This window comes from Streptomyces sp. NBC_00016 (genome assembly GCF_045040885.1).
Classification (GTDB): Bacteria; Actinomycetota; Actinomycetes; order Streptomycetales; family Streptomycetaceae; genus Streptomyces; species Streptomyces coriariae.
Map to the genome: position 1 here is coordinate 2,531,802 of NZ_CP108304.1, position 19,827 is coordinate 2,551,628.

The 19,827-nt window shown below is 69.5% G+C and carries 18 protein-coding genes; 12 read left to right on the forward strand and 6 right to left on the reverse strand.

Features of this window, described 5'->3' with window-relative positions; all coding sequences use genetic code 11:
• Positions 1-90: 90 nt before the first annotated feature.
• From OG933_RS11110 to OG933_RS11140, 7 genes are all read left to right on the forward strand, one after another.
• Entirely contained in the window at positions 91-1,185 is a 1,095-nt protein-coding gene (locus OG933_RS11110; RefSeq protein ID WP_362525027.1) for a LacI family DNA-binding transcriptional regulator, read from the forward strand.
• A 420-nt stretch (positions 1,186-1,605) separates the two neighbouring features.
• Complete coding sequence (locus OG933_RS11115; RefSeq protein ID WP_362525030.1) at positions 1,606-2,937, forward strand: extracellular solute-binding protein; 1,332 nt, start codon at positions 1,606-1,608, stop codon at positions 2,935-2,937.
• 10 nt (positions 2,938-2,947) lie between these two features.
• Complete coding sequence (locus OG933_RS11120; protein ID WP_362525033.1) at positions 2,948-3,835, forward strand: sugar ABC transporter permease; 888 nt, start codon at positions 2,948-2,950, stop codon at positions 3,833-3,835.
• Positions 3,832-4,746: a carbohydrate ABC transporter permease gene (locus OG933_RS11125; protein WP_362525035.1), complete on the forward strand. Its 915-nt coding sequence runs from the start codon at positions 3,832-3,834 to the stop codon at positions 4,744-4,746. The genes OG933_RS11120 and OG933_RS11125 overlap by 4 nt, the downstream gene beginning before the upstream one ends.
• Positions 4,743-6,335: a family 43 glycosylhydrolase gene (locus OG933_RS11130; RefSeq protein ID WP_405626798.1), complete on the forward strand. Its 1,593-nt coding sequence runs from the start codon at positions 4,743-4,745 to the stop codon at positions 6,333-6,335. Before OG933_RS11125 ends, OG933_RS11130 begins: the two co-directional genes overlap by 4 nt.
• 323 nt (positions 6,336-6,658) lie before the next feature.
• Positions 6,659-7,714 (forward strand): substrate-binding domain-containing protein, encoded by a 1,056-nt coding sequence (locus tag OG933_RS11135; RefSeq protein ID WP_362525040.1) that lies wholly within the window; start codon positions 6,659-6,661, stop codon positions 7,712-7,714.
• Positions 7,715-7,752: 38 nt separating this feature from the next.
• The gene (locus OG933_RS11140; protein ID WP_362525043.1) at positions 7,753-7,965 is read left to right on the forward strand and encodes a hypothetical protein; all 213 of its coding nucleotides are present in this window, start codon (positions 7,753-7,755) and stop codon (positions 7,963-7,965) included.
• Positions 7,966-8,210: 245 nt separating this feature from the next.
• Here OG933_RS11140 and OG933_RS11145 read toward each other — a convergent pair whose 3' ends face one another.
• From OG933_RS11145 to OG933_RS11155, 3 genes are all read right to left on the reverse strand, one after another.
• On the reverse strand, positions 8,211-8,468 hold the full coding sequence (locus OG933_RS11145; protein ID WP_405626800.1) for a hypothetical protein: 258 nt from the start codon (positions 8,466-8,468) through the stop codon (positions 8,211-8,213).
• Positions 8,465-9,328, reverse strand: a complete 864-nt coding sequence (locus OG933_RS11150) for an oxaloacetate decarboxylase (RefSeq protein ID WP_405626802.1) — start codon at positions 9,326-9,328, stop codon at positions 8,465-8,467. The genes OG933_RS11145 and OG933_RS11150 overlap by 4 nt, the downstream gene beginning before the upstream one ends.
• A 168-nt stretch (positions 9,329-9,496) precedes the next feature.
• Positions 9,497-10,150, reverse strand: a complete 654-nt coding sequence (locus OG933_RS11155; RefSeq protein WP_405626803.1) for a ThuA domain-containing protein — start codon at positions 10,148-10,150, stop codon at positions 9,497-9,499.
• A 520-nt stretch (positions 10,151-10,670) separates the two neighbouring features.
• Here OG933_RS11155 and OG933_RS11160 point away from each other — a divergent pair.
• The gene (locus OG933_RS11160) at positions 10,671-11,303 is read left to right on the forward strand and encodes a VOC family protein (protein WP_405626805.1); all 633 of its coding nucleotides are present in this window, start codon (positions 10,671-10,673) and stop codon (positions 11,301-11,303) included.
• 370 nt (positions 11,304-11,673) lie between these two features.
• The gene (locus OG933_RS11165) at positions 11,674-12,069 is read left to right on the forward strand and encodes a VOC family protein (protein ID WP_362525052.1); all 396 of its coding nucleotides are present in this window, start codon (positions 11,674-11,676) and stop codon (positions 12,067-12,069) included.
• A 10-nt stretch (positions 12,070-12,079) separates the two neighbouring features.
• On the opposite strand, the gene OG933_RS11170 is transcribed toward OG933_RS11165, so the two are convergent.
• Positions 12,080-12,754: a helix-turn-helix domain-containing protein gene (locus OG933_RS11170; protein WP_405626806.1), complete on the reverse strand. Its 675-nt coding sequence runs from the start codon at positions 12,752-12,754 to the stop codon at positions 12,080-12,082.
• A 488-nt stretch (positions 12,755-13,242) separates the two neighbouring features.
• Complete coding sequence (locus OG933_RS11175) at positions 13,243-14,127, reverse strand: AraC family transcriptional regulator (protein WP_405633348.1); 885 nt, start codon at positions 14,125-14,127, stop codon at positions 13,243-13,245.
• 167 nt (positions 14,128-14,294) lie between these two features.
• Between OG933_RS11175 and OG933_RS11180 the strand changes: the two genes are divergently transcribed.
• The gene (locus OG933_RS11180) at positions 14,295-15,134 is read left to right on the forward strand and encodes an NmrA family NAD(P)-binding protein (RefSeq protein WP_405626809.1); all 840 of its coding nucleotides are present in this window, start codon (positions 14,295-14,297) and stop codon (positions 15,132-15,134) included.
• A gap of 76 nt (positions 15,135-15,210) precedes the next feature.
• Here OG933_RS11180 and OG933_RS11185 read toward each other — a convergent pair whose 3' ends face one another.
• Positions 15,211-16,392, reverse strand: a complete 1,182-nt coding sequence (locus OG933_RS11185) for a YihY/virulence factor BrkB family protein (protein ID WP_362525060.1) — start codon at positions 16,390-16,392, stop codon at positions 15,211-15,213.
• Between the two features lie 124 nt (positions 16,393-16,516).
• On the opposite strand from OG933_RS11185, the gene OG933_RS11190 reads away from it, so the two are divergent.
• Together OG933_RS11190 and OG933_RS11195 are read left to right on the forward strand one after the other, a co-directional pair.
• On the forward strand, positions 16,517-18,166 hold the full coding sequence (locus OG933_RS11190; RefSeq protein ID WP_362525063.1) for an acyl-CoA dehydrogenase family protein: 1,650 nt from the start codon (positions 16,517-16,519) through the stop codon (positions 18,164-18,166).
• 310 nt (positions 18,167-18,476) lie between these two features.
• Positions 18,477-19,754, forward strand: coding sequence for a GAF domain-containing protein (locus OG933_RS11195; RefSeq protein ID WP_362525066.1), 1,278 nt, complete (start codon positions 18,477-18,479; stop codon positions 19,752-19,754).
• Positions 19,755-19,827: the final 73 nt, after the last annotated feature.

The following is a 19,827-nucleotide window of genomic DNA, read 5'->3' on the forward strand; positions in this document are numbered from 1 at the left end:
CTGCCGTGCTGATCAGGCAACGGCGAGGGCCGCGACCGTGGCCTCCATGGCGCCCTCGTCGGCGCCCACGAACAGTGAAGGAGCCGCAACGTGAGTCAGCGCAGGACGACGGGTGACGCCGGGCGGGCGACCATACGGGATGTGGCGGAACGCGCGGGTGTGTCCGTGGCAAGCGTTTCCCGCGTGTTGTCAGGCAACTACCCGGTCTCCGAGGAGCTGCGGCGCCGCGTGATGAAGGTGGTCCGCGACCTGGACTACGTCACCAACGCGCACGCCCGCTCCCTGGCCGGTGGTGGTACTCCGACGGTGGCGATACTGATCAACAACATCACCGGCGCCGCGTTCGCCCATGTGGCGAAGGGCGTCGAGGGTGCGGCCACCCTGCGCGGCTGGCTGTCGATCGTCGGTACCACGGGCGACGACCCCGAACGCGAACTCGCCCTCGTCAACCTGATGCGCCAGCAGGGCGCCGACGCCGTGGTCCTGCTCGGCGGCGCCTACGACTACGACGAGTACCAGCTGCGAATGGCCCGGTTCGCCCGTTCTCTGGACGCGGCCGGCTCGCATCTGGTCCTGGTCGGCAGACCACCGCTGGAGGGGGACGTCCCGGCCACGACGATCGACTACGACAACGAGTCCGGCGCCTACGCCATGGCCAGCCATCTGCTCTCGGCCGGTCACCGGCGGGTCCTGGTCCTGCCCGGGCCTGCTGAACTCACCACCGCCCAGGGCAGGTTGAAGGGCGCCCGCCGGGCGTTCGAGGCATACGGGGTGCCGTTCGACCAAGGACTGGTGCGGCACGGTCCGTACGACGACGAGCACGGGTACGCCGCGGTGCAGGCGGCCCTGCACGACACGCCGGACTTCACCGCCGTGCTCGCCGGCACCGACATCGTCGCCGCGGGAGCCATGCAGGCGCTGCGCGGGGCAGGTCTGCGGGTGCCGGACGACGTGTCGATCACGGGATACGACGACATCCCCCTGGCGTCCCAGCTCACCCCCCAACTGACCACGGTCCACGTCCCATACGAGGAAATGGGCCGGGTCGCCCTGCGCGCGGTGGCCGACCGCCGGCAGGGCCCCGGGGGCGGCGCCCGACGCAAGAGCGGAGACGCCGAGCACCTGGTCCTGGGCACCCATGTCGTTGTACGGGACTCGGTGCGGCCGCCGAAGCAGCAACGCTGAGCCGCAGCATCGACGGAGACGTGGTGCGCAAAGCCAAGGGCGATTCGGCTCAGTTGACCCCGCTCTTCGATCAGTTTTCGTAAACGTTTACCTCGCATCTTCGCTGGTGTGCGGGGCTCTTCGGGAGCTCCGCCCCAGACCTCGGCACACCGCAGGAAACCGCCCCTGAGCTGCTTCTCTGCAGGTCATTACGGGCTCTCCCCGCCGTACGGTACGACGCTCTACCGCGCCGTACCGGCGCAATATTTTCCTGCACGCCCCTTGATACGGCCGAAGCCATCGGCCTACCGTCACAGCAACCGGTTTCTACAACTTCCGCTACGCCGACGTCGTCCGGCCTTCCAGCCGCCGTTCCCGGCCCAGTACCGAGCCGCTGTTCTCTCGTTCCGAGACGCCTACTTTTCGAAGGATCACGGTCAGATGAACTCCACCAGCCCCCGGAGAAGGTTCGCCCGCGCCACCGTGGCGGGTATCGCGCTGACAGGTCTGCTCTCCGCCTGCGGCGGGTCGGGCGACGGGAACTCCTCGGCGTCCGGCCCGGTCACCCTTCCCTTCTGGGGCTGGGCCAACGGGCAGGAGGCGGTCGTCAACGCGTTCAACGCATCCCACAAGGACATCCAGCTGAAGTACACCAAGGTCACCGACCAGTTGACCATGCAGAAGCAGCTGACCAACGCGGTCAAGGCGGGCAACGCGCCCTGCCTGGTGCAGAACACTGCCGAATACGTGACCAGTTGGGTGTCGCAAGGTGCGCTCGCCGACATCACGAAGTACGTCGAGCCGAGCAAGGACAAGTTCAACGCCGGTTCCTGGGCGGCCGGGCAGGTGCAGGGCAAGGTCTACGGAGTGCCGACCAGTTCGGCGCCCGCCTTCACCATCTACCGCACGGACGTCTTCGCCAAGTACGGCCTGAAGGCACCCGCCACCTGGGACGACTTCATAGCCGCCGGCAAGACGCTGAAGGAGCACGGCGTCAAGATCACCAACTACGCCGGCGAGGACCCCAGCACCCTCGAGGTGCTCGCCATGCAGGCCGGCGCCCACTGGTACACGATCGACGGAAACTCCTGGAAAGTGAATTTCCAGGACGAGGGCACCCTCAAGGCAGCGAAGGTGATCCAGGAGATCGTCGACAACGACCTCAACTCCACTCTTTCCTTCGCCGACTACGCCGCCGTCCAGCGCAACTACGACAACGGCGGCACCGCGACCCGCCAGATCTCCACCTGGCAGATGGCCGGCATGGTGCAGAACTTCACCAAGTCCTTCGGCAAGTGGGCGCTCTCTCCCTGGCCCACGTTCGCCGACGGGGTGGCCAGGACTCCCGCGGGCACCAACCAGAGCGGCGGTCTGACTCTGGTGACCAAGCAGTGCAAGAGCCCGCAACAAGCAGCCGAGGCGGCGCTGTGGATGTCCACCGACACCGGTGCGGTCAAGACCATGGCGAGCCCGACCACGGGCAACGGTGTGATGCCGGCGCTGGCCGACAGCGACGTCTATGTCGGCGAGGCGATCTCCGACAAGCTGCTCGGCACGAACTACGAACCCGCCCAGCAGATCGTGAAAGACAGCCTGAACACGGTGACGACCGACTGGACCTTCGGCCCGGACTGGACGGCGATGTTCACCGAGATGCAGGCCGGCTGGGCCAAGGTCGTCAACAAGGACCAGAAGGTCACCGACCTGCTGGCACATATGCAGGAATGGACGGTCGACGACCTGAAGTCCCGCGGTATCAGCGTCGAGGGCTGAGGCGCAGCCGATGATTCACTCCCTGCGCTGGAAGGGCGCCGCGTTCACGGTGCCCTTCCAACTCGGCTTCGTCTTCCTGTATCTGGTGCCGATCGGCTACGCCGTCTACCAGTCGCTGTTCCGCACCCAGCAGTCCGGACTCGGTCTCGGAGGCGCGTCGGAGAGGTTCTCCGGCCTGGACAACTACCAGCAGGGCCTCACCGATTCGGCGTTCGTCAGCTCCGTCCTGCGTGTGGTGCTGTTCGCCTGTGTGCAGATACCGGTGATGCTGTTCGTCAGCCTGGTGCTGGCGCTGTTCCTGGACGCGCTCAGCTCGCGGGCGGCAAGCCGGTTCCGGATCCTGTTGCTGGTCCCGTACATGATCCCCGGGGTGGTCGCCGCCCTCGTGTGGATCAACCTCTACAGCCCGGACGTCGGTCCGCTCACCCCGTTGGGCAAGCTGTTCGGCGCCGACTGGAACTTCTTCTCGCCGTCCGTGGTCTGGCCGTCCATCGGCAACCTGCTCACCTGGCATGGCATCGGCTACAACATGGTGATCATCTACTCGGCGCTTCAGGCCGTGCCGCGCGAGCTGTTCGAGGCCGCCAGATTGGACGGCGCCTCGGAGGTGCGGATCGCCCGCAATATCAAAGTGCCCTACGTGCGTGGAGCGTTGGTGCTGACGGGGCTCCTCTCCGTCATCCAGATGCTGCAGATCTTCAACGAGCCCGCGCTGTTTCGAAATGTCACTCCGCAGACCGTGAACGACAGTTTCACCCCGATCATGATCATCTACAACCAGGCGTTCAACGCCGGCAACTACCACTACGCCGCGGCTCTGTCGGTACTGCTCGCGCTGATCCTGGGCATCGCCTCCTTCCTCTTCTACCGGCTGACTTCGAGGGAGGCCGACCGATGACGCTCACCGAAGACCGCGCGCGGAGGAACCCGGCGCCTGCGGTGCGCCGCCGTACGGACCCCGACCCCGCCGCCCGTTCACAGGGCGGCCAGCGGTTCCTCCTCCTGGGACTGGCCCTGGCAAGCGCCTACAGTCTGTTCCCGGTGTGGTGGCTGATCGTCGCCGCCACCAAGGACCGCACCGGGCTGTATCAGAGCAACGGCCTGTGGTTCTCCGGCATGCATCTGTGGAACAACCTGCATCAGCTGTTCACCTACGAGGACGGCATCTTCCTCCGTTGGACTGCCAACTCCCTGCTGTACGCAGGCGTCGGCTCGTTCGGCGGCACCCTGATCGCGCTGGCAACCGGTTACGGCCTGGCCCGCTTCGATTTTCCGGGTCGCGCCATGGTCTTCGCCTGTGTGGTGGGCTCGTTCCTGATCCCGATCGCCCTGCTCACGCTGCCGCTGTATCTGCTGTTCTCGGAGATCGGCCTGGTCGACACTCCCTGGGCGATGCTGATCCCCTGCCTGATCAATCCGTTCAGCGTGTACCTCGCCAAGGTGTACACCGAGGCGACGATCCCCTTCGAACTCCTCGAGGCTGCCCGCCTCGACGGCGCGGGCGAACTCCGCATCTTCGTCAGCATCGTGCTCCGCATGATGACCACGGGCGGTGCGACCGTGTTTCTGCTGGCCTTCGTCAACACCTGGAACGCCTTCTTCCTGCCGCTGACCGTGCTGCGCGGCGAGGAGAACTGGACGCTCAACATCGGTCTCTACAACTGGAGCGGCAAGCGGCTGGAATCCGGTGTCGACCTCACGAGCCTGGTGCTGACCGGCGCACTGCTGTCCATCGTGCCGATGGCGATCATGATGGTCGCGATGCGCCGCTACTGGCGGACCGGGGTCACCCTGGGGGCGCTGAAGTGACCGTCCTGCACAACCCTGTGATCCGCGGTTTCGCGCCCGATCCTTCCCTGATCCGGGTCGGGGACTGGTACTACGTGGCGACCAGTTCCTTCGAATGGTTCCCGACGATCCCGATCCACCGATCACGTGACTTGGCGCACTGGGAGCACGCGGGCCATGTCCGAGGTGCCGCTCCGGGCGGGACGTTGGCCGGTGTGCCCGACTCGGGCGGCATCTGGGCGCCGTCGCTGAGCTGGGACGGCAACCGTTTCTGGGTGGTCTACACCGTCGTACGGTCCGTCGGCACGCCGTACTTCGACCAGGACACCTACGTCACCACGGCCACTGACGTGGCCGGCCCCTGGGCGCCGCCACGCCGCGTCGCGAGTCACGGCTTCGACCCCGCCCTCTTCCACGAGGAGGGCCGTCTGTGGCTGCTCAACCTCCAGAACGACCACCGCCCCGGCGCAGCGCGCTTCGCGGGAATCGTCCTGACGGAACTGGACCGCCGCACGCTCACCCCGCTCGGCGTCACCCATCTCCTCCTTCAGCACGAACGGCTCATCGAGGGACCGAAGTTGCTCGCCCACGACGGGTGGTACCACTTGGTCCTCGCCGAGGGAGGAACCGGTTTCGAGCACGGTGTCCGTACAGCCCGCAGCCGCACTCTCACCGGGCCCTACGCACTCGACGACCGCCCGTTGCTCACGTCACGCGACGACCCGCAGCTGCCACTGCAGAAGGCGGGGCACGCCGAGCTGGTGGAAACGCCGGACGGCGAGTGGTTTCTGAGCCACCTCACGGCCCGCCCCGTCGACACGGGAAACGGCCACCGCTGCACTCTCGGCAGGGAGACGGCGATCCAGGCGGTGACCTGGGACGCGGAAGGCAAACCACGACTGCGGCAGGGTGGTTGGCATCCAGACGTCGATGTGGAGGGTCCCGCGAGTAGGCACGAAATCACCCAACAAGGCGCTACACAGGATGTGTTGGGCTGGCCATGGAGCACGCTGCGCGAAGCACCGGATCCCTCCTGGGCGGATCTCGTCTCCCGGCCCGGCTGGATCCGGCTGCGCGGACGGCACGGTCCGGAGTCGCGCTGGGCGCAGAGCCTGCTCGCGCAGCGCCTCACCGAGCACCGCTGCACCGCCCAAGTCACCCTGCAGGCCAGGCCGTCGACCTTCACTCAGGCCGCGGGGCTCATCCTCCGCTATGACGCGCAGGCATACCTCTCCCTCGATCTGACGTGGGCTGAGCCTGCGGCCGAGCCGCAGCGCGGCCAACAGTGGCGCGGTGCGGGACGGACGGTGCTCAGTTTGGTGGAGCGCGACGAGAGGGGTGCGCGACAGGCGGCGGTCGTGGACGTCGACGCGAGTGTGCCGCTCACACTGGGCGTGACGGTCGCGGGGGCGGAGGCGCAGTTCTGGTACTCGCGCGGCGGGGTACGCACTCCGGTCGGTCCGTCACTGGACGCCGGCCGGCTGTCGGACGATCACGGCGACCGGCTGCGCTTCACCGGCACCCTGGCCGGGATCCACGCCCGGGACCTGGTCGATGCGTCCTTCACCGCCGACTTCCAGGACTTCCGGCTGGCCTGCATACCGGCATGACGACAGCGTTCCGTCCGGGAGTTCCGCCGGCCGCCCTGCCGGCATGTGCCGACTCGGTGTACCCGCCCCCGTCCGGCGCCCGTCTCCGCTTCAGGCCGCCCGTCTCCCCTTCAGGGCGGCTGTCCCTTCGCCCCGTACCGAGCGTCCGGAGTTTCGAAAGTTCCGGCGCTCAAGATCCCGCGTTTTCCGGAGTCTTCACGTCACGCCGAGGCACACCTAGGATAGCAAGCGCTTTCTGCGAGCTGTCTGTTTCCGAATCGGCTCCGAAAGGGCGCTGGTCGAACTTTCGCTGGCCTTCGGGCGGGCCGGAGAGGTGGTTCCCGATGGTGCGCACGGCAAGTGCGAGCGTGACGGCTGGGCCGACCCTGGCGGTCGTGGCCCGCGAGGCGGGGGTGTCGGTACCGACCGCCTCCAAGGTGGTCAACGGCAGGGAGGATGTCGCCCCCGAGACCAGACGCCGGGTGACGGAAGCGCTGGACCGGCTGGGCTATGTACGCAGACCACGCTTCGACGCGACCAAACCACCGCGGCTGATCGATCTCGTGGTGCACTCGCTGGACAGCTCCTGGTCGGGCGCGGTGCTGCACGGCGTGGAGGAGGCGGCGCATGACGCGGGTCTGGACGTGGTCGTCTCCGCAGCCCTGTCCCGTACCCGCGTCGGCCGTCCGCAGCGCGGCTGGCTGGACAAGCTGACGGTGCGCGGATCGGCCGGAGTGCTCTTCAACCTGACGGAGTTGACGGGCTCTCAGTACGCCTGGCTGGAGCAGCACCGCACCCCCTTCGTGCTGATCGACCCGGTGGTCGAGCCGCCGCCCGGGGTGGTGTCGGTGGGCGCGGCGAACTGGCAGGGCGGGGTGACGGCGACCGAGCACCTGCTGGCGCTCGGCCACGAACGCATCGCCGTGATCGCCGGTCCGCGCCGCAAGATGTGCAGCAGCGCCCGGGTAGCCGGTTACCGCTCGGCCCTGGCTTCGGCAGGGATCACCTGCCGCCCCGAGTACCTGCGCAACGGCGGGTTCGACGAGTCCGTCGCGCACCGGCGTATGCATGAGCTGCTCGATCTGCCCGAACCGCCGACGGCGGTCTTCGTCTGCTCCGACCACATGGCCCTCGGCGCCTATCTGGCCTTGATGGAGAGGGGGTTGAGGGTCCCGTACGACGTCAGCGTGGTCGGTTTCGACGACTTGCCGGAGTCCCGATGGGCTACCCCCGCTCTCACCACCGTGCGCCAGCCACTGGCGGAGATGGCGGCAACGGGGCTGCGGTTGTTGCTGCGGATGATGGACGGCGAGCACCCGGAGGGGACGCGGACGGAGTTGTCGACACGGCTCGTGGAGCGGGCGAGCACGGCTCCACCGCGCCGACGGGCAACGACGTGAAACGGTGACCTCCCGGCGTTACTGATCGTTTTCCGGGCATGAAACTCAGCACGCGCGCCACAGTCCTGTTCGTCGTTGTGTCCGCCGCCCTCATCACCGTCATGGGGACCGCCCAGGCCGCGACTCCCGGTGCCGTCCCTCGGGACGCCACCGCTCACGCCACCGTCAGCGATCCCGGTGACGAGACGGGCGACGAGCCCGAAGACGTCGAGCTGGACGAGGCCGGACGCCCGGACGTCGGCGAGGACTGACGCGCCGTTCGGCAACCCGGTCGCCCGGGCCGGGCCGTTCGCGTGGCGTCGGCACGGCACGAGCGTCACGGCCGCGACCGGGGCCCGGCCGTCGCCGTGGCCGTCGCTGCGATGCGTTTCTTCACCGTGGGGTGCCTCGCCCGGCAGCGGGGCGCTCGCCCGGGTTGCCGAGAAAGTCGTCGTAACAGACAGCGGAAGGCCGGGAGCCACCATCACGGTGACTCCCGGCCGGTGATCTCCTCGCCTCAGTCCTCACCCCGGTCCGGCGCGCCGACCAGGGCCTCCATCATGTCGACAGCGCTTCCGTCGTGGTCGCTGCCCGCGGTGCCGCTGCTCCCCTGCTGGACGTTGGCGGTCCGGTCGACCTCGAGGATCGAGTCGGCGTGCGAATTGTCGATCACGGTGATCAGGCTGCCTTCGGCGACCGCCGGCGCCATGGCGGCGCCCAGCAGGGCAGCCGCCAGGACCGTCGCCGTGCTGAGCCGGGGCGCGACCAGGCTCACGCGTTCACGCTCTCGGGCGCGGTACGCAGGCGCGCGATGTTCCGCTCCAACAGCTCGGTCGAGGCCCGTACGCCGATGCCGCTCGCCGCGTCCACCTCGGGAAGCCTGCCGTCGGCGCGCTTGAGGTCGGTGAGCGCTGAGTCCATCGCCGCGTGCGCGGCGAACAGACACGGCGTGCTGTAGATCGCGATGTTCACGCCCAGGTCAGCCAGTTCGCTCAGCGAGAGCCTGGGGGACTTTCCGCCGGCGATCTGGTTGAACAGCAGCGGCTTGTTGCCCACCACGTCACGGATCCGGCGGATCCACTCCACGGTGCGGACCCCGTCGACCAGGATCACGTCCGCGTCGGTGGCGGCCAGCGTGGCGGCCCGCCGCAGGATGTCGTGCTCGTCGGTCGCGTCCGTACGGGCCACCACGACCAGGTCGCGCCGGGTGGCCAGCACCATCTCCAGTTTCGCCAGGTACTCGTTCAGCGGCAGTACCTGCTTGCCGTCGGCGTGACCGCACCGGCGCGGCCGCTTCTGGTCCTCCAGGATCACGCCCGAGGCCCCGATGCGCTCGAGGCCCTCCACCACATGACAGGCGACCTCCGGATCGACGTACCCGTCGTCGATGTCCACCAGCAGGTGCTGCTGTGGGAACGCGCCCCGCAACCGCTGGACGAACGCCACCATGTCCGGCCAGGCGATGAAACCGATGTCCGGCAGTCCGTAGTGAGAGGCCGCGAAGCCGAAGCCCGAGACGAACATCCCGTCGTAGTGCTCCGCCGCGATCGACGCCGAGTACATGTCGTACACGCCGATCAGCGGGGTCGTGCCCGGGTCGGCGATCCGCTCCCGCAACTTGTTCCCGTAAGTCACCGTCCGGCTCCTCCAATGGAGTCGAGGGGTCAACACACCAGGTGCAAGAAAGCCGTTGCGACACAACGGCCCTTTACGAAGACAAAAGGATCTCTATGTCGACGCCCGGCTTCCTCCATGTGAAGGCTTTGCTCACCCCAATGGCGCAACCGGTTCACCGGAGAAACGTCACTGGTCCCGCAGCCGTGCCGCCCAGGCGATGCCGCCGCCCAGATGGGCACGGAAGTGAGGGTCGGCGTAGGCCTGGGAGGCGTGCCCGAGGGCCGTGTAGAAAACGCGTCCCCGGCCTTGCTCACGGCACCAGGCCAGCGGGTGGTCGGCCCCCATTCCGCCCCCCGTGTAGGACGACTCGTCGGCGACGGCGAGAACACGTACCCGCCCGCGCGGGTTGGCGCGGAAGTCGTACCACTCGTCGGTGAAGTCCCAGACGGCCGGCAGCGAGCGGGTGGCAGGGTGGTCGTGGTCCTCGATCACCACCTTGCCCGACTGGTACTCGGGATGGCGGGCGAAGCGGGCGCCGAGGAGTTCGCCGAAGTAAGGCCAGTCGTACTCGGTGCAGGCCGCCGCGTGCACCCCGGCGAAACCGCCACCCGCCTCGATGTAACCGGCGAGGCGTTCCCGCCCTGCCGGGGTCAGCACCTCGCCGCTGGTGGAGAGGAAGACCACGGCCGCGTACCCGTCCAGCGAGGCCTCCAGGGCCGCCGGTTCCTCGGTGTGGTCGACGGCGAACTCGCCCGACCCGCGTACGGCGGCGATGGCGTCCGGGATGGAGTCGTGGCGGTAATCGGTGGTGCGGGTGTACACGAGCAGGCGGGCGGTCATGGGGACGAGCCTAGGCGGACGGGAGTTCGGGTCCCAGGGAGATGATCAGGACGAAAATTTCGGAGGTGAGCGTTGTTTTCGGAGTCGGTGGGGCGGGCTCGGTCCTGAGCCGAACATCGGCGCTCGGGCCGGTGCGACCCGCGTGCATGCGTCGGAACCGTCCGGTCGGCGCGCCCGGTCGCGGAGAACCCGCACCTCAGGCTGGGTGCTGAGCAGGGGTGTAACCGGTTGCTCGTGTTCGAGCAGGCCCTCTGAGGTGCCCGACACTTCCGCGCGAGGCGCCGCTGCAAGCGAGTCCACCGCTTTCATCCGGTTTCCGACGCCGACCGCTGCCGACCGCTGCCGGCCGCCGCCGATCGCCCCCGGTCGTCACTGACGACGAGCGCGGATCAGCAGGCACGTCAGCCGTGCGGGTACGGCGGGGGTGCCGAGCAGCGCATGGAACCCGCACCCCAGCCGGCCGCACAGGTGTTCCATGGGCGCGGCCGTTTCGGAGGCCGGGCGCGTAGGCTCGGGCAGGATGAACACCATTCCCGCACGCCTCGACCACATCGTCCTCGCAACGCCCGATCTGGCGGCGACGGTCGCCGAGTTCACCCGGCGCACGGGAGTGGCTCCGGCGCCGGGCGGTGTGCATGTCGGGCTCGGCACCCGCAACTACCTGGTCGGCCTGGGTCATCGCGCCTATCTGGAGATCATCGGCCCGGATCCGGAACAGCCGACACCGTCCTACCCGCGTCCCTTCGGCGTGGACGCGCTCGCCTCCGCGCGGACGATCACCTGGGCCATCAGCCCGCCCGATCTGGACGCGACGGTCGAGGCCGCCCGCTCGCGGGGCTACGACACCGGTGACATACGGGAGATGAGCCGGCGTCGCCCCGACGGCACCCTGCTGCGATGGCGGCTGACCGATGGCGGCTCCCCACATCCGTCCGGCCTCGTGCCGTTCCTCATCGACTGGGGCAGCACCACCCATCCCTCCGCCTCAGGCCTGCCCGTCAGTCACCTGCTGGAACTGACCGCCACCGCTCCCGACCCCGAGGAGATCCGCCCCGTGCTGAGCACCCTCGGCACCGACCTCGCGCTCACCGAGGGCCCGGCGGGATTCTCGTTCACGGTGGACACACCCAACGGACCGGTGACCTTCGGCTGACCCGAGGAGCTCCTGCCCTGAGCGAGCGCGGCCATCCGCTCTCGGTCAGTCCAGGGAAACGGAGCGGCCTGGTCGAGGTCGGCATCAGTGGACCTCGCGACGGCGGCCGTCTCCTGCTCGTGCGGACCCCGGAGCCGACCGACGGCAGGGTCCTTCGGCCCCTGGCCGCGAATGTCGGCGCGCCCTCGTGGCCGGCGGCCGAGAAGGTGATCGGTAACAAAGCTCAGCCGGTCGTCGGTACGGGGCTGGGTTCCGCGTCCGCGCGGTCGGGCATCTACCACCGGCGCCGTCCGGGTGTACGGAAAGGTTTTCCGGGGGCGTGTCCGTTTCTTTCAAGACCAGCCGCGGCAGCGCTGCCTACCGTTGCCGTATGAGTCCACGATTCGATGCCATCGGCCTGGTCGTATCCGACATGGCCGCGTCCGTCTCCTTCTACCGTCGGCTCGGTTTCGCCTTTCCCGAGGGGGCCGAGCACGAGCCGCACACCGAGGCCGAACTGCCCGGTGGACTGAGGCTGTTGCTGGACACCGAGGACACCGTCCGCTCGTTCAACCCGGGATGGCAGCCGCCGTCCGGTGGTGGTCGGACCTCACTCGCGCTGCGCTGTGACACACCGGGCGAGGTCGACACGGTGTACGAGGAGTTGCTGGGCGCCGGCCACCGAGGTGACCTGAAGCCTTGGGACGCCTTCTGGGGCCAGCGCTACGCCGTCGTGCTCGACCCCGACGGCAACGGCGTCGACCTGTTCGCACCGCTCCCTCAGTAGCGCAGCCCGCTCAACGCAGGAGGGCGCCCATCGTGAGGCCTGTGAACTCCCTTACGTCCCGGGAGAGATGGGCCTGGTCGGCGTAGCCGGCCCGGTTCGCCGTGTCCGCGTACGGCACACCCTGCCGGGCCAGCGCCAGAGCCCGTTGCAGGCGCAGGATACGGGCCAGGGTCTTGGGGCCGTAGCCGAAGGCGGACAGCGAACGGCGATGCAACTGGCGTGCTCCAAGGCCTAGTTCGTCGGCCGCTTCGGCCACTGCCCGACCTGCTGCGAGGGCGGTGACCAGTCGGCGCAGCGCCCGGTCCGGCGGCTCCGCCCTCTCCAGCGCCAGCTCCTCCAATGCCACCGCCGGGTGCGGGGCCGCGGCGACCCGGTCGGTAAGGCGACGTACCTCCGATGCGGTCCACAGGTCGGCCAACTCGACGCGGCGATCGCGTAGTTCATGGGCCGGTACGCCGAGCAGCGCGGGCGCGGTGCCGGGGAACAGGCGGATGCCCGCCCAGGTCACGGGCGGGCCGTCGGGTACATGAGCGCGGGTGTCCGGTCCGGCGACCAGCAGTCTGTCTTCGCGCCACAGCAGGTCCATACAGCCGTCCGGGAGGACGGGAAGCGTGCCGGGTGCCGCGGACGGCGTGTTCGTCCATACCACCGCCCCGACCAGTCGGGAGGGCCGCTCCTCGTACATGTACGCCAGGCTACGCCGCCGGGATCCGGGGCGCCGGTACGGAGCCGCTGCGCTCCTCTGTCCCGCTTCCACCAGCGCCTCCTGCGGGGAAGGACCGCCATCCGTACGGTGCAGCAGCGTTTGTTTCCGCGACCGGAAACCGGATTTCCTCGTGTCGCGACGTTCCGCCCCGGCGGCTCACAGCGAAACAGGCCGACGCAGTGCCGCTCGCCGCAACAGCGAGGAAACCGCATACCGCCGCCTACCAAGCGCTTTCACGGCTCCGATCCGGAGATCGTCGTAGGCATAGCGTCAGGCCTTGCTACAGCCAGCGACCGAAACGCGACCGGAAACGCGTTCCCCCGCCCTTCTCGGCCTCTCCTCCGATGCACCCACCCGAGCAGGGCACCGCACCGCCCGTACCAGCGCCCCGGCCGCCCCAACCGGTCCATCCGATGCATCCGGTCCGCCCGGTCCGTCCGGCCAGGTCCCACTCCCCCGGGCTCTGCCTAAGCCACCCGCGTCCGGTGTTCCTGTGGGCTCACGCCGTACGCCCGCTTGAAGGCGCTGGACAGGGCGAAAGCGCTGCCGTAACCGACCTGGCGGGCGATCGCGCCGATCGTGTCCTCGGTGTCGCGCAGTCGGTCGGCGGCGAGAGCGAGGCGCCGGCCGGTGAGGTAGGTCATCGGGGGTTCGCCCACGAGCTCGCTGAAGCGGCGGGCCATCGCCGCCCGGGAGACACCCGCCTTCGCGGCGAGGGACGCGACGGTCCAGGGGTGCGCCGGGTCGTCCTGGACCAGCCGCAGAACGCGGCCCACGACCGGATCGGCCAGCGCCTGGTACCAGGCCGGCGCCGCCGCTTCCGGGCGGGAGAACCAGGCCCGCAGCGCGGCGATGACCAGGAGGTCCAGCAGGCGGTCGAGGACGACCTCCTGACCTGGTTCGTCGCGGATGATCTCCTCCATGAGCAGGGGGGTGAGCGGGCACTGCCAGACGTCGGAGGTCAGGGAGAGCAGTGGGGGCAGCGCATCCAGCAGTCGGCCGCTGATCTCGCCCTGCATCAGGTAGGTGCCGATCAGCACCACGGTGGAGCCGTCCAGTCGGTCGCCCCAGGTGCGTACACCCAGATCCATGGAGCCGTTCAGGAGGCGCCCGTCGGGGTACGCGCACTGTCCTCCGGGGAGGATCAGCGCCTGTGGGGGCGTGCCGGGGGCATCGGCGCAGGTGTAGGGGGCGGGGCCGCGGGCGATGGCGAGGTCGCCGGCCCGCAGGCGGACGTTCTCCCCGTCGTCCGGCACGACCCAGCCCTCGCCGCGCACCATGAGCATCACCGTCAGTGGGGCTCGGTCCTCGACCCGTACGGCCCAGGGTGGGTCGAAGCACGCGCGGATCATGAGGGCGCCACGCGCGCGCGGACCCTCCAGCAGGCCTGCAAGGGGGTCCCCCCGCGTGAGCATGTTCGAGCGTGGGGGAGCGTCCATGCGGCAAGCGTAGACGCGCGCTTATGGGAATGAGCCGTTCAGCGATGGGACCGTGCGGCGTACGGCAGTTGACTGAAGGCATGACACAGAACACGGCACAGCGGATGACGGTGGTGGTGACCGGCGCGTCCGGTCGTACGGGCAGCCGGGTGGCGCAGGCGGCCGAGACGGCCGGGCTGACGGTGCGGGCGGCCTCGCGGGCCCAGGGGTTCGACTGGCACGACGGCTCGACGTGGGCGGACGTCCTGCGCGGCGCGGACGCGGCGTACCTGGTGCATCCCTCGGACGTGGGGGCGCCGGACGCGGCCGACGCGGTGGGACGGCTGGCCCGGGAGGCGGTCGGGCTCGGGGTGCGGCGGCTGGTGCTGTTGTCGTCTCGGGGTGAGGAGCGGGCGCTGCCGACCGAGGAGGCGCTGCGGGCGTCGGGCGCGGACTGGACGGTCGTACGAGCCGCGTGGTTCGCACAGAACTTCAGTGAGGGGCCGCTGGTGGAGGGGCTTCGGCAGAGCGGGGAGCTGGTGTTCGCGGGTGGGGAGGTACCGGAGCCGTTCGTCGATCTGCGGGATGTCGCCGACGTGGTGGTGAAAACGCTTACCGAGGGCGACCGGTACGTGGGCCAGACACTCGAGGTGTCCGGGCCACGCCTGCTGACGTTCCGGGAAGCGGTTGCGGAAGTAGGGCGGGCGGCCGGGCGCGAGCTGACGTACACGCCCGTGCCGGCGCATCAGTACGGTGAGCAGTTGGCCGGGTTCGGGGTTCCCGCGGAGGAAGTCGCGTTCCTGGTGGAGCTGTTCGAGTCGCTGCTGGACGGTCGCAACGCCTATCTCTCGGACGGCGTCCGACAGGTGCTCGGCCGCGAGCCGCGTGACTTCACGGAGTTCGCGAAGGAGTCGGCGGGGGCGGGCGTCTGGAAAGCGTAGGTTACGCGTTTCCGGGAGCGCTCCGGGGCCTCGCTCCTCCTCGGTTCGCGCTGCGGGGACTCACCTCCCGGAGGGCTCATCTCTCCGGGGGCTGTTCCTCTCCGTTTCCGCCGCTTCCCCCGTGGCCCTTCGGAGAACTCTTCGCATGCGTCCGGAAACGTCCCGTCACGTCCTCCGGGGGAAGAAAGCGGGACCACCGCTCGGGAAACTCGGACGGCATGTCGGGATCGTCGGGGTCGTCGTCCTCGTGGGAGCGGATCGCCGCCATGCGGGCGACGTACTCCGCGGCCTCCTCCTCCCGAAGCCGTTCGTTGGCGGCGCGGGCCGCGGCCGTCGCGGCGGCCGGCCAGACCCGGTCGATCGCGGCGTTGACGGCGGCGCCGACCAGCACGGCGAACGCGGACACGCCGATCCACAGCAGTACGGCGACGGCGGCGGCGAGGGAACCGTAGATCGTGGCGCCCTCGATCGTGTTCGTCAGGTAGATACGCAGCAGGAAACTGCCGAGCACCCACATGGCGAGGGCGACGAGCGCGCCGGGGACGTCCTCGATCCACGGCGAGCGCACGGGTACGGAGACGTGGTAGAGCGTTGTCAGAAACGCGACGGACAGGACGATCACGACCGGCCAGTACAGGACCTGCACCACGGTGGTCGACCAGGGGACGATCCGCACCACCGCGTCCGGCCCGGCGACCATCAGCGGCAGCGCGACCGAGCCGATCAGCAGGGCCCCGACGAACAGCAGGAAGGCCACCAGCCGCGTCTTGACGATGCCGCGCACGCCGTCGAGGCCGTACATCACGGTGATGGTGTCGATGAAGACGTTCACCGCGCGCGAGCCCGACCAGAGCGCGAACAGGAAGCCGATGGAGATGACGTCGGGGCGGCCGCCCTTCATCACGTCGTCGAGGATCGGCTGGGCGATCTGCCTGACGCCCTTGTCCGAGAGGACCGTGCGTGAGGCGTCGAGGAGGTTGGCCTCCAGGCTGGTGATGGTGTCGGTACCGGTCCAGTCGTCGACGTAGCCGAGCAGTCCGATGAGGCTGAGCAGCAGCGGCGGCACGGACAGCAACGTGAAGAAAGCGGCTTCGGCGGCGAGACCGAGGATGCGGTACTCGATGCAGGTGTTGGTGGTGTCCTTCAACAGCAGCCAGGCTGTCCGTCGCTTGGAAACGTTGCGGTAAAGGGCACGCGCCCGGTGGAGACGCCCGGTGGGGCTCCCGGGTTGCTCGGGTGACTGACTTCCTGGCTGCACGCCCTAAAGGTATCCGCCGTTCGGGGCTGCACTCACCTCCGGCAAGGCCACTTCACCGGGTCGGGGAGCGGCACGCGCGCTCCGGGGTGGCCATGACCGTCGTACCCGGGGGTAGGTTCTGGCTATGGCAGGCACCACGCACACCGTGACCAACCAGCCCCCGCCCCTGACCGGGTACGACGTGTACGGCGCCGATCAAGCGCTGGTGGCGGCCGTGGAACGGCATCTCGATCCGGAACTGCTCGACGAGGCGCACGGTGAGTTGTCTGCGCTCGGCCGGGCGGCCGGATCGGAGCAGCTGCACGAGTGGGCGGTGCAGGCCAACGAGTATCCACCGAAACTGTGTACGCACGACCGGTACGGGCACCGCATCGACGAGGTCGACTTCCATCCGGCCTGGCACCGGCTGCTGGGCAAGGGGGTCGGAGCCCATCTGACGGATGCCTGGGTGCGGCCGGGCGGGCATGTGCGCCGGGCTGCGGGTTTCCTGGTGTGGACCCAGGTGGAGGCGGGCAACGGCTGTCCGCTGTCGATGACCCACGCGGCGGTGCCCGCATTGCGCGCCGATCCGGAGCTGGCCGCCGAGTGGGAGCCCCGGCTGACGTCCACGATCTACGACCGTGAGCTGCGGCCGGCCCGGCTGAAGGCCGGAGCGCTGTTCGGAATGGGTATGACGGAGAAACAGGGTGGCAGCGACGTACGGGCGAACGCGACGGTCGCCACGCCTCTCGCCGAGGACGGGACGTACGAACTGACCGGGCACAAGTGGTTCTGTTCGGCGCCCATGTCGGACGGTTTCCTGGTGCTCGCGCAGGCGGCCCCTTTCCGGGGCAAGGGCGGGCTCACCTGTTTCCTCGTGCCGCGCGTGCTGGAAGACGGTACCCGCAACGTTTTCCGCCTCCAGCGGCTCAAGGACAAGCTGGGAAACAGGTCCAACGCGTCCGCCGAGGTCGAGTTCGACGGGACCTGGGCCCGTCGGGTCGGTGAGGAGGGGCGCGGGGTGCGCACCATCATCGACATGGTGGCGGCGACCCGGCTCGACTGTGTGCTGGGCTCGGCGGGGCTGATGCGGCAGGCGGTGGCGCAGGCGATCCATCACTGCACCCACCGTGAGGTGTTCGGCGGGAAGCTCGTCGACAAGCCGCTGATGCGCAACGTTCTGGCCGACCTCGCGCTGGAGTCGGAGGCGGCGACCGTGCTCGCGCTGCGGCTGGCGGCGGCCTGTGACGACGGTGGGGAGCAGGAGCGGGCGTTGCTGAGGATCGCGGTCCCGGCGGCCAAGTACTGGGTGACCAAGCGCTGTGCGCCGGTGGCGGTGGAGGCGTCGGAATGCCTGGGTGGAAACGGTTACGTCGAGGAGTCGGGGATGCCCCGGCTGGTGCGCGAGTCGCCGTTGAACTCGGTCTGGGAGGGTGCGGGCAACATCCAGGCACTGGACGTGCTGCGCGCACTGCAGCGGGAGCCCCAGGCGCTCAACGCCTATCTCCAGGAGGTGGGGCAGGCACGCGGGGCCGATCACCGGCTGGACAAGGCGATCAAGGGTCTGCTGACGGAGCTGGCCGACCTGGACGGCGTCGAGGGACGGGCGCGCCGGCTGGCGGAGCGGTTCGCTCTGGTGCTTCAGGGGGCACTGCTCGTACGATTCGCGCCGCCGGAGGTCGCCGACGCGTTCTGCGCCTCGCGGCTGGGCGGGGACGGGGGCGCGGCCTTCGGGACACTGCCCCACACGCTCGACCTGGCGTCGATCGTCGAGCGGGCCGAACCCCGCTGCTGACCGCGCCGGCCTGCGTGAACAGGAAGCGGGGGTGGTGCTGCGCCGACACGGCACCACCCCCGCCGCAATGGCCCTGCGAGGCCAGAATCGCCGCTCGGGACGACGTGGCTCAAGTTTCAAACAGCCTGTGGATGTTCACCAGGGTTGCAGGGGGTTGCAACGTGTCGGTGGTTGTGACCGGAGTGTGCCCCTCCGTCACCTGTGGACGGCAAGATGGGGCCTTCAGCAAGACCGGAAACAGTCGGCGCAGAAACTTGACATCCGGTTGTCCGACTGTGTGTTCCCGGGAGGCCCAGTGGTGATGCCACCGATGAACGTGCCGCAGCTCGCGGCCGTCGACGCCGCGCGGGCGGCGCGGGTGCTCAACGAGGTGCGCGACGCCCGGCTGGCCGGTCAGCAGACGCGCGTCGCCCCGCGCCCGGTGATCGAGCAGTCCTGGGATCGGATGCTGCGCAGCGGTGTCGACCCGGACCACGATTTCCGAGCGGGACTGCTCAGCGCCGACGAGGTGCGGCGCAGGCGGGAGGAGTCGCCGTTGCGGGAGGTGCTCCCGGTGCTGCGCGAAGGGCTGCTGTCGGTCGCGGACGTCGCCCACCACATCATGGTCGTCGCCGACGAGGAGGGCCGGGTGCTGTGGCGTGAGGGCTGCGGACCCGTGCTGCGCAAGGCCGACGGGCTCGGCTTCGAGCTGGGTGCGGACTGGGGCGAGGCCGTGGTCGGCACCAACGGCGTGGGCACGCCGGCGGTGGTGCGCCGTCCCGTGCAGGTGTTCGCCGCCGAGCACTTCGTGCGCTCGCACGCGGCCTGGACCTGCGCGGGCGCGCCGATCACCGACCCGCGCAACGGCCGGCTGCTCGGTGTGGTCGATGTCAGCGGGCCGCTGGAGACGATGCATCCGGCCACGCTCGCCTGGGTCGACGCGGTGGCGAAGCTCGCCGAGTCCAGGTTGCGGGAGAGGCACCTGGGGTCACTGGAGCGGTTGCGCGCGGTGGCGGCACCGGTGCTGGCCCGGCTGGGCGGCCGAGCGGCGGTGGTGGACGGGGACGGGTGGACGGCCGCGGTGACCGGGATGCCGTACGCGAGCCGTATCGCGCTGCCCAAGTCGTCGTCCCCGGGCCGCCGCTGGCTCCCGGCACTGGGGCTGTGTTCGATGGAGCCGCTGGCCGGGGGCTGGCTGGTGCGGTCGGTGGACGAGAGCGCGGAGTCGGCGCCGCACGGCGCGAGCCGGATCGTGCTGGACCTGACCCGGCCCCGGCGCTGGTCGGTGACGGTGTCGGGGGGCGCGGGTTCGTGGTCGCACGAACTCAGTCCCCGGCACGCCGAGTTGCTCTACCTGCTGGCGGCCGACCGGGGCGGCCGCAGCGCGGCGGGCCTGGCCGAGGACATGTTCGGTGACCCGGGCCGTACGGTGACGGTGCGGGCCGAGATGTCCCGGGTGCGGCGGTATCTCGGGGGTTTCCTGGAACACCGGCCGTATCGTTTCTGCGAGGACGCCGAGCTCGAGGTGCTCCTTCCGGCGGATCCGAGGGGCCTGCTGCCGCATTCGACCGCCCCCGCGGTGGTGAGAAACCGGGCGGCGGCGCCGTAGCAACGATGGTTCACCCGAGTCCTTCCGGTGGCATCTTCCGCATATTTGCGGAGTCTTCGTCCCCCACGGCGCC